Raw genomic sequence first — 14,738 nt, forward strand, 5'->3', positions numbered from 1 at the left:
AACGCAACGCAGCCCTGTCCCGGGCGGACACCGGCATTGGGTGCACGTCGGATAAGCAGGGCTGAGCGGGGCTCGGCTCTACTCGGGTCTTACCTCGACAAATCCGGCCGCGCTGAAGTCACCATCGAAGGCATACGCATTTTGGATGCCTTTCTTTCGCATCACCACGAAGCTCGTCGCGTCGACGAACGAGTACTCTCGCTCGTCGTGACGTACAAGCCATTCCCACGCCTGCTCTTCCAGGTCGGCTGTTACGTGCTCGACGCGAACGACGGTGCTCAAGCGGATTGCAGCGGCGGCAACCGCCGCGCGGTGACCGCAGCGCCGGTTGAGCAGCGTCCAGGTCTCGCCCAGGACATGGTTGGAGGTCATCACTACGGGCGGTTTGCTGGCCCACAACCTCTGCGCGGTGCCGTGCCGAGCGTCGCCGGCGTTGCCAAGTGCAGCCCAGAAGGACGTGTCGACGAAGATCATTCGTGCTTTCCGTAAACCACGTCGTCGATGGACGCGGACAAGTCGGCTTCCCCCACGAACGATCCGACGAAGGCATCGACCGGATCTGGGCCCGGCTGCCGGAGGTGCTCAGCGACGTACTCCCGGATCAGCGCCGCCTTCGACGTCCGCCGCCGTCGCGCTTCAACAGCAAGCGCTCGGTCAACGTCTTCGTCGATGTAGATCTGCAGCCTTTTCACATGGCAAATATACGCCACTAGCATAATGCTGTATACATCGGTAGCTGAGAATCGGATGCTTGCCGCTGGCTGCCGAGTTTGTTGAACTCGCCGCCGTGGTGACCTGGATGAAGTGTGCCCGCCGAAACTGCCGCCGCCCGACTAGGCGACTGGCCAAAGCGATGACAGTGCTGACTTCTGTACAGGGGCGAAGCGAGTGTCCGCCCCTTTACGCGCGTCGTAATCAGCCGCTGAGTTCGCCATGGTTCCCATGCAAGATCGCTCACGTTCGAGCCCGGCGCGCGGTGACCGACATGAAACTCCCGTTACGAGCAAGCATGCGGCAACGCCGCCTCGACGGCGACGGTCCAAGCTGTCCTCTGAACGAATCAGGTTGCGCTAAGCCAAGATTCGTTGTCAAACGACCTCTGGTCTACACTGATATCGCGCCAACCTCAGCCCAGCAGCGCCAACCCCACCGCCCCCAGGCTGGCCACACACATCGATGGCCCATGCGGCAGGCTGCGCACGCCCCATGGCGTCACCATCACGCCGCACACCGCGGTCAGCAGCGGCGCGGCCAGCGCCGCCAGAAACCACACCTCGACCCCGAAGCAGCCGGTCAGCCCGCCCAGGCCGATCGCCAGCTTGACGTCACCGGCGCCCATCGCGGCGGGCAAAGCCAGGTGCACCAGCAGGTACACCCCGGCCAAGGCGGCCGCCCCGGCCAGCGCCGGCACACCGCGGCCGGCAAGGCCCGCGAAGAGCAGGATCACCCCCGCCCCGGGCAGGGTGAGCCAGTTGGGTAGCCGGCGCTGCCGGACGTCGCAAACGCACAACACTCCCATCCAGGCCAACACCGCCGCCGCCAGCATGCTGGGGCACGCTAGTCCAACGCGGCCATCGCGCAAGTCATCGCTTCGCGGGGGGCGGGTAGCCCGGTGAACTGCTCCACCTGCGCGAACGCCTGATGCAGCAACATCTGCAGCCCGCTGATCACCCGCCCGCCCGCCGATCCGACCGCGGCGGCCAGCGGTGTGGGCCACGGATCGTAGATGGCGTCCAACAGCACCGGGATCGCGGCCAAGGTGCCGGCATACCGCGCGGCCACCTCCGCTGGAACGGTGCTGACCAGCACTTCCGCGGCGGCCACCGCATCGGCCAAACCACCGCTGTCGAACGCGCAGAACCGGGTCACCACGCCGACCCGTGTGCCCAGGTCCACCAGCCGGGCCGCCTTGTCCGAGTTGCGCGCCACCACGGTGATGTCGGTGACCCCGAGTTCGGCCAGCCCCACCACGGCCGCCGGTGCAGTCCCCCCGGACCCCAGCACCAGCGCGTGTCCCGCAGCCGCCCCCAACGCCCCGGCCACCCCGTCGATGTCGGTGTTGTCGGCCCGCCAGCCATGCGGCGTCCGAACCAGGGTGTTGGCCGAACCGACAAGGTCCGCGCGTGCGGTGCGCTCGTCGGCGAACCGCAGGGCGGCGAACTTGCCCGGCATGGTCACCGAAACACCGACCCACTCCGGTCCGAAACCACCGACCACGACGGGCAACTCGGCCGCACCGCATTCGATGCGCTCATAGGTCCAGTCGTGCAGCCCCAGCGCGCGGTAGGCGGCTAGGTGCAGCTGCGGGGAGCGGGAATGCGCGATCGGCGAACCAAGCACGCCGGCTTTTTTGGGACCTTCGCTCATCGCGCGCTGTCGAGGACACCATTGTGTTTGGCCAGCTCGATGTTCGCCAGATGCTGCTGATAGTCCCTGGTGAACAGCGTCGTGCCCTGGGAATCGATGGTGACGAAGTACAGCCAGTCGCCAGGTACTGGATGCTCGGCGGCGCGCAGCGCGTCGACGCCGGGCGAACAGATCGCGGTGGCCGGCAGCCCCTGGGCCATGTAGGTGTTCCACGGTGTGCGCTGGGCACGGTCGGTGTCGCTGGTGGCCACCTCACGGCGATCCAGCGGATAGTTCACGGTCGAGTCGAACTCCAACGTGCGGTGTTCGTGCAGCCGGTTGTAGATGACCCGGGCCACCTTCGGGAAATCCTGGGTGTTGGCTTCCTGCTGCACCAGCGAGGCCACCACGAGAATGTCATAGGGCGACAGGCCCAGCGACTTTGCGGTGTCTACCAACCCGGATTTCATGTACTCCACGGCGCCGGCGCTGATCAAGGTCGCCAAGATGGTTTCAGCCGATGCCGACGGGTCGATGTTGAAGGTCCCCGGTGCGATCAGCCCCTCGATCCGGCGATGGTCAGTGCCCAGCTCCATCACCGGCCCAACCGCCCAGCGCGGCACTGACAGCATCGTCGGCGTGCTCCTGCTCGCCGCCGCGCGGAGGTCGGCCACCGAGACGCAGCGTTGGGTACCGTCGAGATCCACACAGGTGGCACGGGAGATCAGCGCGAATATGCCAGGATTCACCACGTTGGTCTTCATGTCGGTGGTGTCGTCGAGCTGACGCCCTTCCGGTATGACCAACTTCCCCACCCGGTTGTGCGGATCGGTAAGCCGCGCGACAGCGGAAGCCGCCGAAATCTCGGTTCGCATCCGATAGAACCCGGGTTGGATCGAGGAAATCGCGGTGTTGCCGTGCGCGGCATCGACGAATGCTCGGACGGTGGCCACTACACCGTGTTTGAGCAGCGTCTCCCCGACCGCCGTGGTCGAGTCACCGGACCTGATCTGAATCACGATGTCTCGCTTGCCGGGACCGGTGTAGTCGTTACCGGAGCCCAACATGGTCTGCCACAACTTGGCGCCGACGACGACGGCCGCCACCACCACCACGACGAGCAGGCTCAGGGCAAATCCGCCGGCGACGCGCCGTCGCCGGCGGATTTGTTGGGCGTGTCGGCGCTGAGCGCGGCTGACTCGGGTCCTGCGGTGCCGGTTCGGTCTTACCGACACCGGCTGGGCGCGGTGGCGGTGGCCACCGTCAGGCATCGGAGCCTTCTTGAGTCCCGGCCATCGCTGCGAGACGTTCATCCAGCCAGCTCTGCAGTATTGCCACTGCGGCCGCTTGGTCGATCACCGCACGCTGCTCGGAGGCCCGCACCCCCGCCTGCCGCAAAGATCGTTGAGCACTGACCGTGGTGAGCCGCTCGTCGGCTAGCCGCACCGGCGTAGGAGAAACACGGCGTGCCAGCGCCTCGGCCAGTTCGATTGCGTCTTGGGCCGAGCGGCCGATGCGGTCGGCCAGCGTGCGCGGGAGCCCGACGATCACCTCGACCGCCTCCAACTCGGCGGCCAGCGCAGCCAGCCTGCGCAGGTGCTTGCCGGAACGATCGCGGCGCACCGTTTCCACCGGGGTGGCCAAGATCGCGTCCGGGTCGCTGCAAGCCACGCCGATACGCGCGGCGCCCACGTCGATACCGAGGCGTCGTCCCCGTCCAGGGTCGTGCGCTGGATCGCCGGGCCGGTCGGGCGGGCGGTGCTGTGCTGGGACCACTCAACCGACCCGCGCTATCACGGCGATCTCGGAGCGGACCGCGTCGAGCGCGGCGTCGATACCGGTCGGATTCTTTCCCGAGCCCTGCGCCAGGTCCGCCTTACCGCCACCGCGGCCTTCGACCGCCACCGCAAGTTGTTTGACCAGGTCGTTGGCACGGATTCCGAGGTCCTGGGCAGCGGGATTGGCCGCGACCGCATACGGCACAGTTTGGCTTTCGCCCTCGGCAATCAGCGCCACCACCGCCGGCTCGCTACCCAGCTTGCCGCGGATGTCGCCGATCAACGACCGCAGGTCTGCCGCGGTCATCCCGCCGGACATTCGCTGCGCCACCAAACGGACGTTACCGATCCGCTGAGCCCCGGCGGCGGCATTGGTGGCGGCTGCCCGGGCGCTGGCCATCCGGACACGTTCGAGTTCCTTCTCGGCGGCCCGCAGGCGCTCCACTAGATTGGCCACCCGGGCCGGTACCTCTTCGGACGGCACCTTCAGTGACGAGGCCAACCCGGCCATCAACGCACGCTCCTTGGCCAGGTGACGAAACGAATCCAACCCCACGTAGGCCTCCACCCGGCGCACCCCGGAGCCGATCGACGACTCGCCCAGGATCGTCACGGGACCGATCTGCGCCGTGTTGCTCACATGGGTGCCGCCACATAGCTCCAGCGAGAACGGTCCACCCATCTCCACCACCCGCACTTCGTCGGGGTAGCTCTCGCCGAACAGCGCGATGGCACCCATCGCCTTGGCCTTGTCGAGCTGTTCGGTGAACGTGCGCACCTCGAAGTCCGCTTGCACGGCCTCGTTGGTGACCTCTTCGACCTGGGTGCGCTGGTCGTCGGTCAACGGACCCTGCCAGTTAAAGTCGAAGCGCAAATATCCCGGCCGGTTCAGCGATCCCGCCTGAACCGCGTTGGGCCCCAGCACTTGTCGCAGCGCGGCATGCACCATGTGGGTGCCCGAGTGGCCCTGCGTGGCACCCCGGCGCCACCCGGGATCCACCGCCGCGATTACGGTGTCACCCTCGACGAATTCCCCGGATTCCACGTTGACTCGGTGCACCCAAAGCGTTTTGGCGATCTTCTGCACGTCGGTAACCGCGGCCCGGGCAGCTTCGCTGGAACCGGTTCCGCTGATGGTGCCCTCATCGGCGATCTGCCCACCCGATTCGGCGTAGAGCGGGGTGCGATCTAAGACAAGTTCGACACGCTGCCCTTCCCCGGCTCCGCCGGCTACACCGTGCGCCACCACCGGAACCCGCTTACCGTCGACGAAGATGCCCAGAATCCGCGCCTGGGAACGCAACTCGTCGAATCCGGTGAACTCGGTGGCGCCGGCGTCAACCAGCTCGCGGTAGGCGCTCAGGTCAGCATGCGCGTGTTTGCGCGCGGCGGCGTCGGCCTTGGCACGGCGGCGCTGCTCGGCCATCAGCTCACGGAACCCGATTTCGTCTACCTGCAGACCGGTTTCGGCCGCCATCTCCAGCGTGAGCTCGATCGGGAACCCGTAGGTGTCATGCAACGTGAAAGCGTCCGATCCGGACAGCACGGTGGCTCCGGATTTCTTGGTGGAGCTAGCCACCTCCTCGAACAGCCTGGAACCCGACGCCAGCGTGCGGTTGAACGCCGTCTCCTCGGCGACCGCGATCCGGCTGATCCGCTCGAAGTCGGCGACGAGTTCGGGATATGACGGGCCCATCGCGTTGCGCACCGTGGCCATCAGGTCGCCAACGATCGCAGCGTCGATGCCCAGCAGCTTGGCGGAGCGGATCACCCGACGCAGCAGCCGGCGCAGCACATAACCGCGACCGTCGTTGCCGGGGCTGACGCCGTCACCGATCAGGATCGCGGCGGTGCGGCTGTGGTCTGCGATGATGCGGTACCGCACGTCGTCTTCGTGGTTGCCGACGTCGTAGGCACGCGCGGCGACCCTGGCCACGGTATCGATGACCGGCCTGAGCAGGTCGGTCTCGTAGACGTTGTGCACGTCTTGCAGCACCAGCGCGATCCGCTCGACGCCCATGCCGGTGTCGATGTTCTTGCGGGGCAGCGGCCCGAGGATCTGGTAGTCCTCCTTGGTGGTTCCCTCTCCGCGCTCGTTCTGCATGAACACCAGGTTCCAGACCTCGAGGTAGCGGTCTTCGCTGACGATGGGACCGCCTGCGGGACCGAATTCGGGTCCGCGGTCGTAATAGATCTCCGATGACGGCCCGCACGGTCCGGGAATGCCCATCGACCAGTAGTTGTCGGCCATGCCGCGGCGCTGGATTCGCTCCGCCGGCAGCCCGGCAACCTCCTGCCATAGCCGGACAGCTTCGTCGTCGTCGAAATAGACTGTCGTCCAGATTCTTTCCGGGTCCAGGCCGTAGCCGCCGGCGGCGAGGCTGTTGGTCAGCAGTGCCCAGGCCAGTTCAATGGCCCCGCGTTTGAAATAGTCGCCGAAGCTGAAATTGCCGGCCATCTGAAAAAACGTGTTGTGCCGGGTGGTTATGCCCACCTCGTCGATATCGGGGGTACGGATGCACTTCTGGATGCTGGTGGCCGTCGGGTACGGCGGCGTGCGCTGTCCCAAGAAGAAAGGCACGAACTGGACCATCCCGGCGTTGACGAACAACAGGTTGGGGTCGTCGAGGATCACCGAGGCGCTGGGCACCTCGGTGTGGCCCGCCTTCACGAAATGATCGAGGAACCGCTTCCTGATCTCGTGTGTCTGCACTCTACGTTCTTCCTTGATCCGTGGTTAAGTCCATTACCAGCCTATTCGCCGGATTATGAGAAGGCTGTCCGACGGCCCAATTCGGCCCGCTCAGCCTTCCACAAAGCTCAATCGCACCGACCGCCGCGGATTGTCCTGGTTGAGGTCGACCAGAACGATGCTTTGCCAGGTGCCCAGCAGGGGCTGGCCCCCCGAGACCGGCACCGTCACCGACGGCGCAACAAAAGCCGGTAACAAGTGGTCGGCGCCGTGACCGTAGGACCCGTGCGCGTGCCGGTAGCGGTCGTCGCGCGGCAACAACCGCACCAGCGTGTCCACCAGATCCTCGTCGGAACCGGCGCCGGTCTCGATAATCGCAACGCCGGCCGTAGCGTGCGGGACGAACACGTTGCACAGGCCATCATCATGGGCGGTGCAGAAGGCGCGCACGGCGTCGGTGAGATCGACAATGCGGCGACGCGCGGTGTCCACATCCAGCACATCGGTATCCACCCGTCCCAGCCTACGGTGGGGGCGCGCCAACCTGCCAATCCATTGACGTCGGATTGCCCATTGCCCCGGCCGGCCCGTCGGAGGAAGGTAATGATTGACCGGTGGCGCCACCGGGGCGCTGCCCCGAACAATGAAAGAGGGGTGGATCGTGTACGCGCGCTCTACCACTATTCAGGCGCAATCCGAGTGCATCGACACCGGAATTGCGCACGTTCGCGATGTGGTTATGCCCGCACTGCAGGGGATGGATGGGTGCATCGGCGTATCCCTTTTGGTCGACCGGCAATCCGGCAGGTGCATCGCCACCAGTGCCTGGGAGACCGCGGAAGCCATGCATGCAAGCCGGGAACAGGTAACGCCGATCCGCGATCGGTGCGCGGAGATGTTCGGCGGCACGCCGGCCGTCGAGGAGTGGGAGATCGCGGCGATGCATCGCGACCACCGCTCGGCCGAGGGGGCGTGTGTGCGGGCGACCTGGGTCAAGGTGCCGGCGGACCAAGTAGATCAAGGCATCGAGTACTACAAGTCGTCCGTCCTGCCCCAAATCGAAGGCCTCGACGGATTCTGCAGCGCCAGCCTGTTGGTCGACCGCACCTCCGGGCGCGCGGTGTCTTCCGCGACCTTCGACAGCTTTGACGCCATGGAGCGCAACCGGGACCAGTCGAATGCGCTCAAGGCCACATCGCTGCGTGAGGCGGGCGGCGAGGAACTCGATGAATGCGAGTTCGAGCTGGCGCTAGCGCACCTACGGGTACCCGAGCTGGTCTGATCAACCCGCCGGCGGCAGTACCGGCCCGAGCCCGACGCTGGGCCGGCACTGCTGTCGTGCGTCGAGCGGCGCTCGCGGTAGGCATTGCCAGGCTCAGCCGGTTGGAGGAAGGTATTTGGTGGGACCGGTGGCGCCACCGGGGCGCTGCCCCGACACGGGAGGGGGTCGATCGTGTACGCACGCTCAACCACCATTGAGGCGCAACCTCTGTCGGTCGACATTGGAATCGCGCATGTTCGTGACGTCGTCATGCCCGCTTTGCAGGAGATCGACGGGTGTGTCGGGGTGTCGCTGTTGGTCGACCGGCAATCCGGCCGGTGCATCGCCACCAGCGCCTGGGAGACCTTGGAGGCGATGCGCTCCAGCGTCGAGCGGGTGGCACCCATCCGCGACCGCGCCGCGCTGATGTTCGCCGGTAGTGCCCGGGTCGAGGAATGGGACATCGCCCTGTTGCACCGCGACCACCCGTCGCATGAGGGGGCATGCGTGCGCGCCACCTGGCTCAAAGTGGTGCCAGACCAGCTCGGTCGGTCCCTGGAGTTCTACCGCACGTCCGTACTTCCCGAGCTGGAGAGTCTGGACGGGTTCTGCAGCGCCAGCCTGATGGTCGACCACCCCGCTTGCCGGCGTGCGGTGTCGTGCTCGACGTTCGACAGCATGGACGCGATGGCCCGCAACCGCGACCGGGCGAGCGAGCTGCGCAGCAGGCGCGTCCGGGAATTGGGAGCCGAGGTCCTCGACGTCGCCGAATTCGAACTGGCGATCGCACATCTACGGGTACCCGAGCTGGTCTGAGCGGACCTGCTTCCCGCAGAGCGCAGCGGTCACCCCCGTTTCTTGCGGATGATTGCCCGCAGGCGGTCCAGGCGGCCGGCGATCTCGCGTTCGCCGCCGCGACCAGTGGGCCGGTAGTAGTCCACGTCCACCAACTCGTCGGGCGGGTATTGCTGGGCCACAACGCCATCCGGGTCGTCATGGGAATATTTGTAGCCCTGTGCATTGCCCAGCGCCGCCGCCCCGGAGTAATGCCCGTCACGCAGATGAGCCGGCACCAGACCGGCCTTGCCGGCCTTGATGTCGTTCATCGCCGCGGCCAACGCCGTGGTGACGGCGTTTGACTTCGGTGCGGTGGCCAGGTGGATGGTGGCGTGCGCCAGCGTCAGCTGGGCTTCGGGCATGCCGATCAGCGCCACCGTCTGTGCGGCGGCGACCGCCACCTGCAGCGCGCTCGGGTCGGCCATGCCGATGTCCTCGCTGGCCAGAATCATCAGCCGGCGGGCGATGAACCGCGGGTCCTCCCCGGCGACCAGCATGCGGGCCAAATAGTGCAGCGCGGCATCGACGTCGGAACCGCGCACCGATTTGATGAAGGCGCTGACGACGTCGTAGTGCTGGTCGCCGTCACGGTCGTAGCGCACCGCGGCTTTGTCCACCGACCGCTCGATGGTTTGCACGCTGACCAGCTCGCCGGCCGCCTGGGCTGCCTCGGCCGCTACTTCCAGCGCGGTCAGGGCGCGCCGGGCGTCGCCGGCCGCGAGTTGCACCAGCAGGTCGACGGCCTCAGGCGCTACCGCGACTGCCCTGCCCAGGCCGCGGGGGTCATCGATCGCGCGTTGTACTACCGCGCGGGTGTCCTCGGCCGTCAGCGGCCGCAGCTGCAGGATCAGCGACCGCGACAGCAGCGGTGCCACCACCGAAAACGACGGGTTCTCGGTGGTCGCCGCCACCAACAGCACCACCCGGTGTTCCACCGCCGACAGCAGGGCGTCTTGTTGGGTCTTGGAAAATCGGTGCACCTCGTCGATGAACAGCACGGTCTGCTCGCCGTGAAGCAGCGCTTTTCGCGAATTCTCGATGACCGCCCGCACTTCCTTGACGCCGGCCGACAATGCCGACAGGGCCTCGAACCGGCGGCCGGTGGCCTGCGAGATCAACGCCGCCAGCGTTGTCTTGCCGCTGCCCGGGGGACCGTAGAGGATCACCGACGCCACCCCCGAGCCCTCGACCAGCCGGCGCAACGGCGAACCGGGCGCCAGCAAGTGGTCCTGGCCGACCACTTCGTCCAGCGACGCCGGACGCATCCGCACCGCCAGCGGTGCCCCGGCCGAAGCGCCCAGGTCATGGCCGGACGTCATCGGTACGCCGGGCACGTCAAACAGACCGTCGGACACGGCTTCAGGCATACCACGCCCACCTGACGACGCGAACGTTCGCCGAAGACGCCACACGAATAATCCGCGCGCCTTCGGCAAATATTTGCTAAGTTCCGGTTTGCTTAGCGTCGCGCGGGTACCGATAAAAGCGAACTACGAAGCGATTGGGACAGCGATGAGCCAGCCGCCAGAACATCCAGGCAATCCGGCCGACCCCCAGGGCGGCAATCAGGGCGCTGGAAGCTACCCGCCGCCCGGCTACGGAGCGCCTCCCCCGCCACCAGGCTACGGCCCACCCCCGGGGACCTACCTGCCTCCCGGCTACAACGCACCCCCGCCGCCCCCCGGCTATGGCCCACCGCCGGGCCCGCCGCCTCCCGGTTACCCGACGCATCTGCAATCGTCGGGTTTTAGCGTGGGCGACGCGATCAGTTGGTCATGGAATAGGTTCACGCAGAACGCCGTAACGCTCGTCGTCCCGGTGCTCGCCTACGCTGTGGCGTTGGCCGCGGTCATCGGCGCGACGGCCGGGCTCGTTGTCGCCCTATCGGACCGTGCTACTACCGCATACACCAACACCTCCGGCGTCTCTAGCGAATCCGTGGACATCACGATGACCCCGGCCGCGGGCATAGTCATGTTCCTCGGCTACATCGCTCTATTCGCCCTGGTGCTCTACATGCACGCCGGAATTCTGACCGGCTGCCTTGACATTGCCGACGGAAAGCCGGTGACCATCGCGACGTTCTTTAGGCCGCGCAATCTGGGCCTGGTGCTGGTCACCGGACTGCTGATCGTCGCCCTCACCTTCATTGGTGGCCTGCTCTGTGTCATTCCCGGCCTGATCTTTGGCTTCGTCGCCCAGTTCGCCGTCGCTTTTGCCGTCGACCGTTCCACTTCGCCGATCGACTCGGTAAAGGCCAGCATCGAGACGGTCGGGTCCAACATCGGTGGCAGTGTGCTGTCGTGGCTCGCTCAGCTCACGGCGGTGCTCGTCGGCGAACTGCTGTGCTTTGTCGGCATGCTGATCGGCATTCCGGTCGCCGCGCTCATCCACGTCTACACCTACCGGAAGCTGTCGGGTGGCCAAGTCGTTGAGGCAGTCCGGCCAGCGCCCCCGGTCGGCTGGCCGCCCGGCCCCCAGCTCGCATAGTCGGCACCCGCCGACGTGGGCTGGCCGTCTTGGCCCGCTGGATTTGTCACGCGCTCACCCGAATTGGCATCCGGGGCCTGGAACGCGTTAGGGCAGTGGCTTTCCCACAGGTTGACGTAAATGACCTCCAAGATAGGTATCGAACCAAGGTTGCGGCCGATGTGTACGTAGTTCGAGAGTTCGCTGATCTGATCACTCGCGTGGTCGATGCAGTCGACGGAACCGGCAGCCGCCACCCAAGGGTGCGCAGGTGGTTAGCAAATCGCCGACGAACACGACGCCACCGCGTCATGCGCCATCGCCGACCCCGCCTTGGTGGCTGAGAGCCGCTCGCCGGCGTTAAGCTGCCCAACATCATGGGCATTCAACGCGCCGTTCTCCTCATTGCCGACATCGGCGGATACACAAATTACATGCACTGGAACCGCAAGCACCTGGCCCACGCGCAGTGGACGGTGGCACAGTTGCTGGAGTCCGTCATCGACGCTGCCAAGGGCATGAAGTTGGCGAAGCTGGAGGGCGACGCCGCGTTTTTTTGGGCACCAGGGGGCAACACCAGTGTCCTGGTATGCGACCGGCCCCCGCAGATGCGCCAGAGGTTCCGCACGCGGCGCGAGCAGATCAAAAAAGACCATCCCTGCGACTGTAAGAGTTGCGAGCAGCGGGACAACCTGTCGATCAAATTCGTCGCCCATGAGGGCGAAGTGGCCGAACAAAAGGTGAAGCGCAACGTCGAACTCGCTGGCGTTGATGTCATCCTGGTGCACCGCATGCTGAAAAATGAGGTGCCAGTGTCGGAATATCTATTCATGACCGACGTCGTAGCGCAGTGCCTCGACGAGTCGGTGCGAAAACTAGCGACGCCGCTGACACATGACTTCGAGGGCATCGGAGAAACGTCGACACACTACATCGACCTCGCCACGTCCGACATGCCGCCGGCGGTGCCAGACCACAGCTTCTTCGGCCTGCTGTGGGCGGATGTGAAGTTCGAATGGCACGCGTTACCGTACCTGTTAGGTTTCAAGAAGGCCTGTGCAGGTTTCCGCAGCCTGGGCCGCGGCGCCACCGAAGAGCCCGCCGAAATGGGCTAATCGGGTTCGCTTGGCTCGATCGCCGATGATCTCGACCGCCACGACCGACCCCCTCACCTCGGTCGAACCTCGGCGAACCAACGCGGCAACGCCAGCCCATGATCATTTGATTGGGTCCACGGAAGCAGGTAGCTTCCGTCGCATGCTTTTTGCGGCTTTGCGTGATGTCCAATGGCGAAAACGACGCCTTGTCATCGCAATCGTCAGCACCGGCCTAGTTTTCGCGATGACGCTCGTTCTGACCGGACTTGTGAACGGGTTTCGGGTCGAGGCCGAGCGAACCGTCGATTCCATGGGTGTCGACGCATTCGTGGTCAAGGCCGGCGCGGCAGGACCGTTCCTGGGTTCGACACCATTCGCCCAAATCGACCTGCCCCAGGTTGCTCGTGCGCCTGGCGTCTTGGCTGCCGCCCCACTAGCGACTGCGCCGTCGACGATCCGGCAGGGCACGTCAGCGCGAAACGTCACCGCGTTCGGGGCACCAGAGCACGGACCCGGCATGCCGCGGGTCTCGGACGGTCGGGCGCCATCGACGCCGGACGAGGTCGCGGTGTCGAGCACGCTGGGCCGAAACCTCGGCGACGATCTGCAAGTGGGTGCGCGCACTTTGCGGATCGTCGGCATCGTGCCCGAGTCAACCGCGCTGGCAAAGATTCCCAACATCTTCCTGACCACCGAAGGCCTACAGCAGTTGGCATACAACGGACAGCCGACAATCAGTTCGATCGGGATCGACGGGATGCCCCGACAGCTCCCGGACGGCTATCAGACCGTCAATCGAGCGGATGCTGTCAGCGATCTGATGCGCCCGTTGAAGGTCGCGGTGGATGCGATCACGGTTGTGGCGGTCTTGCTGTGGATCGTTGCGGCGTTGATCGTCGGCTCGGTGGTCTACCTCTCTGCGTTGGAGCGGCTGCGTGACTTTGCGGTGTTCAAGGCGATCGGCGTGCCGACGCGCTCGATTCTGGCCGGGCTGGCGCTGCAGGCGGTCGTCGTCGCGCTGCTCGCGGCGGTGGTTGGCGGCATCCTTTCGCTGCTGTTGGCGCCGTTGTTCCCGATGACTGTCGTGGTACCCCTGAGTGCCTTCGTGGCGCTACCGGCGATCGCGACTGTGATCGGTCTGCTGGCCAGCGTCGCAGGACTGCGGCGCGTGGTGGCGATCGATCCGGCACTAGCGTTCGGAGGTCCCTAGCCATGGGCGGCCTAACCATTTCCGACCTGGTCGTCGAGTATTCCAGCGGCGGGTACGCCGTGCGGCCGATCGACGGGTTAAGCCTCGACGTGGCGCCGGGGTCGCTGGTGATCTTGCTTGGGCCCAGCGGCTGCGGGAAGACGACCCTCTTGTCCTGCCTCGGCGGCATCCTGCGCCCGAAGTCCGGCTCAATCAAGTTTGACGATGTCGACATCACGACGCTGGAGGGCGCCGCGCTGGCGAAGTATCGGCGTGACAAGGTAGGGATCGTCTTCCAGGCGTTCAACCTGGTCTCGAGCCTTACCGCCCTGGAGAACGTGATGGTCCCGCTGCGCGCGGCCGGCGTGTCACGAGCGGCCGCGCGTAAGCGTGCCGAGGACCTGCTGACCCGAGTCAATCTCGGCGAACGAATGAAACACCGCCCGGGTGACATGAGCGGCGGCCAGCAGCAACGCGTCGCGGTCGCCCGCGCGATCGCGCTGGACCCGCAATTGATCCTTGCCGACGAACCGACCGCGCACCTGGACTTCATCCAGGTGGAGGAGGTGCTGCGGCTGATCCGCTCGCTAGCGCAGGGCGACCGTGTGGTGGTGGTCGCGACCCACGACAGCCGGATGCTGCCGCTGGCCGATCGCGTCCTTGAGCTGATGCCGGCGCAGGTGTCGCCGAATCAGCCACCCGAAACGGTGCACGTGAAAGCCGGCGAGGTGCTGTTCGAGCAGTCCACAATGGGCGATCTGATCTACGTGGTGTCCGAGGGCGAGTTCGAGATTGTGCGCGAATTGGCCGACGGCGGTGAGGAATTGGTCAAAACCGCCGCGCCTGGGGACTACTTCGGTGAAATCGGCGTGCTGTTTCACCTGCCACGCTCGGCAACGGTACGGGCTCGCAGCGACGCGACAGCCGTCGGTTATACGGCGCAGGCGTTTCGGGAGCGGCTGGGTGTGACGCGGGTGGCCGACCTGATTGAGCACCGCGAGCTTGCCAGCGAATAGTTCGGCACCAAGTCGCGATCCCTGAGGGTTGCGATGGGCGCGGCGCCGCCGCT

The 14,738-nt window shown here is 65.9% G+C and carries 15 protein-coding genes; 6 read left to right on the forward strand and 9 right to left on the reverse strand.

The window, feature by feature from the left end:
* Positions 1-78 precede the first annotated feature (78 nt).
* The 8 genes from vapC20 to MCAN_RS13660 all read right to left on the reverse strand — a co-directional run bounded on the left by vapC20 (position 79) and on the right by MCAN_RS13660 (position 7,317).
* Positions 79-474 carry a type II toxin-antitoxin system toxin 23S rRNA-specific endonuclease VapC20 gene (gene vapC20, locus MCAN_RS13625; protein WP_014001328.1) on the reverse strand — a complete coding sequence of 132 codons (396 nt, stop codon included), beginning with the start codon at positions 472-474 and terminating at the stop codon, positions 79-81.
* On the reverse strand, positions 471-716 hold the full coding sequence (vapB20, locus tag MCAN_RS13630) for a type II toxin-antitoxin system antitoxin VapB20 (protein ID WP_014001329.1): 246 nt from the start codon (positions 714-716) through the stop codon (positions 471-473). Before vapB20 ends, vapC20 begins: the two co-directional genes overlap by 4 nt.
* Before the next feature lie 410 nt (positions 717-1,126).
* Positions 1,127-1,546 carry an A24 family peptidase gene (locus MCAN_RS13635; protein ID WP_014001330.1) on the reverse strand — a complete coding sequence of 140 codons (420 nt, stop codon included), beginning with the start codon at positions 1,544-1,546 and terminating at the stop codon, positions 1,127-1,129.
* Between the two features lie 11 nt (positions 1,547-1,557).
* Positions 1,558-2,367: a shikimate dehydrogenase gene (locus tag MCAN_RS13640; RefSeq protein WP_014001331.1), complete on the reverse strand. Its 810-nt coding sequence runs from the start codon at positions 2,365-2,367 to the stop codon at positions 1,558-1,560.
* On the reverse strand, positions 2,364-3,617 hold the full coding sequence (locus tag MCAN_RS13645) for an endolytic transglycosylase MltG (protein WP_014001332.1): 1,254 nt from the start codon (positions 3,615-3,617) through the stop codon (positions 2,364-2,366). Before MCAN_RS13645 ends, MCAN_RS13640 begins: the two co-directional genes overlap by 4 nt.
* Positions 3,610-4,122: a Holliday junction resolvase RuvX gene (ruvX, locus tag MCAN_RS13650; protein ID WP_003413197.1), complete on the reverse strand. Its 513-nt coding sequence runs from the start codon at positions 4,120-4,122 to the stop codon at positions 3,610-3,612. The genes MCAN_RS13645 and ruvX overlap by 8 nt, the downstream gene beginning before the upstream one ends.
* Complete coding sequence (gene alaS, locus MCAN_RS13655) at positions 4,123-6,837, reverse strand: alanine--tRNA ligase (RefSeq protein ID WP_003902305.1); 2,715 nt, start codon at positions 6,835-6,837, stop codon at positions 4,123-4,125.
* Between the two features lie 90 nt (positions 6,838-6,927).
* Positions 6,928-7,317, reverse strand: a complete 390-nt coding sequence (locus MCAN_RS13660; RefSeq protein WP_003413208.1) for a secondary thiamine-phosphate synthase enzyme YjbQ — start codon at positions 7,315-7,317, stop codon at positions 6,928-6,930.
* Between the two features lie 160 nt (positions 7,318-7,477).
* On the opposite strand from MCAN_RS13660, the gene MCAN_RS13665 reads away from it, so the two are divergent.
* Complete coding sequence (locus MCAN_RS13665; RefSeq protein WP_003918465.1) at positions 7,478-8,098, forward strand: antibiotic biosynthesis monooxygenase; 621 nt, start codon at positions 7,478-7,480, stop codon at positions 8,096-8,098.
* A 171-nt stretch (positions 8,099-8,269) separates the two neighbouring features.
* Positions 8,270-8,893, forward strand: coding sequence for a hypothetical protein (locus MCAN_RS13670; RefSeq protein ID WP_041180124.1), 624 nt, complete (start codon positions 8,270-8,272; stop codon positions 8,891-8,893).
* Positions 8,894-8,922: 29 nt separating this feature from the next.
* Here MCAN_RS13670 and MCAN_RS13675 read toward each other — a convergent pair whose 3' ends face one another.
* Positions 8,923-10,281, reverse strand: coding sequence for a replication-associated recombination protein A (locus MCAN_RS13675; RefSeq protein ID WP_003413216.1), 1,359 nt, complete (start codon positions 10,279-10,281; stop codon positions 8,923-8,925).
* Between the two features lie 145 nt (positions 10,282-10,426).
* Here MCAN_RS13675 and MCAN_RS13680 point away from each other — a divergent pair, with 145 nt between their 5' ends.
* The 4 genes from MCAN_RS13680 (at position 10,427) to MCAN_RS13695 (ending at position 14,685) form a co-directional block, all read left to right on the forward strand.
* Positions 10,427-11,404 carry a DUF2189 domain-containing protein gene (locus MCAN_RS13680; protein WP_003899377.1) on the forward strand — a complete coding sequence of 326 codons (978 nt, stop codon included), beginning with the start codon at positions 10,427-10,429 and terminating at the stop codon, positions 11,402-11,404.
* Between the two features lie 356 nt (positions 11,405-11,760).
* Positions 11,761-12,498 (forward strand): DUF2652 domain-containing protein, encoded by a 738-nt coding sequence (locus MCAN_RS13685; RefSeq protein ID WP_003413224.1) that lies wholly within the window; start codon positions 11,761-11,763, stop codon positions 12,496-12,498.
* 142 nt (positions 12,499-12,640) lie between these two features.
* Positions 12,641-13,690 carry an ABC transporter permease gene (locus MCAN_RS13690; protein ID WP_003413230.1) on the forward strand — a complete coding sequence of 350 codons (1,050 nt, stop codon included), beginning with the start codon at positions 12,641-12,643 and terminating at the stop codon, positions 13,688-13,690.
* Positions 13,691-13,692: 2 nt separating this feature from the next.
* Positions 13,693-14,685 (forward strand): ABC transporter ATP-binding protein, encoded by a 993-nt coding sequence (locus tag MCAN_RS13695; protein WP_014001334.1) that lies wholly within the window; start codon positions 13,693-13,695, stop codon positions 14,683-14,685.
* The last annotated feature ends 53 nt before the right edge of the window (positions 14,686-14,738 follow it).

This window comes from Mycobacterium canetti CIPT 140010059, assembly GCF_000253375.1.
In the GTDB taxonomy this organism is placed as follows: domain Bacteria; phylum Actinomycetota; class Actinomycetes; order Mycobacteriales; family Mycobacteriaceae; genus Mycobacterium; species Mycobacterium tuberculosis.

Coding starts and splice junctions, on each gene's coding strand:
- MCAN_RS13645 (WP_014001332.1), bottom strand. CDS start 3,617: ATGCCTGACGGTGGCCACCGCCACCGCGCCCAGCCGGTGTCGGTAAGA.
- MCAN_RS13635 (WP_014001330.1), bottom strand. CDS start 1,546: ATGCTGGCGGCGGCGGTGTTGGCCTGGATGGGAGTGTTGTGCGTTTGC.
- MCAN_RS13695 (WP_014001334.1), top strand. CDS start 13,693: ATGGGCGGCCTAACCATTTCCGACCTGGTCGTCGAGTATTCCAGCGGC.
- MCAN_RS13680 (WP_003899377.1), top strand. CDS start 10,427: ATGAGCCAGCCGCCAGAACATCCAGGCAATCCGGCCGACCCCCAGGGC.
- MCAN_RS13640 (WP_014001331.1), bottom strand. CDS start 2,367: ATGAGCGAAGGTCCCAAAAAAGCCGGCGTGCTTGGTTCGCCGATCGCG.
- MCAN_RS13675 (WP_003413216.1), bottom strand. CDS start 10,281: ATGCCTGAAGCCGTGTCCGACGGTCTGTTTGACGTGCCCGGCGTACCG.
- MCAN_RS13690 (WP_003413230.1), top strand. CDS start 12,641: ATGCTTTTTGCGGCTTTGCGTGATGTCCAATGGCGAAAACGACGCCTT.
- vapC20 (WP_014001328.1), bottom strand. CDS start 474: ATGATCTTCGTCGACACGTCCTTCTGGGCTGCACTTGGCAACGCCGGC.
- vapB20 (WP_014001329.1), bottom strand. CDS start 716: ATGCTAGTGGCGTATATTTGCCATGTGAAAAGGCTGCAGATCTACATC.
- MCAN_RS13685 (WP_003413224.1), top strand. CDS start 11,761: ATGGGCATTCAACGCGCCGTTCTCCTCATTGCCGACATCGGCGGATAC.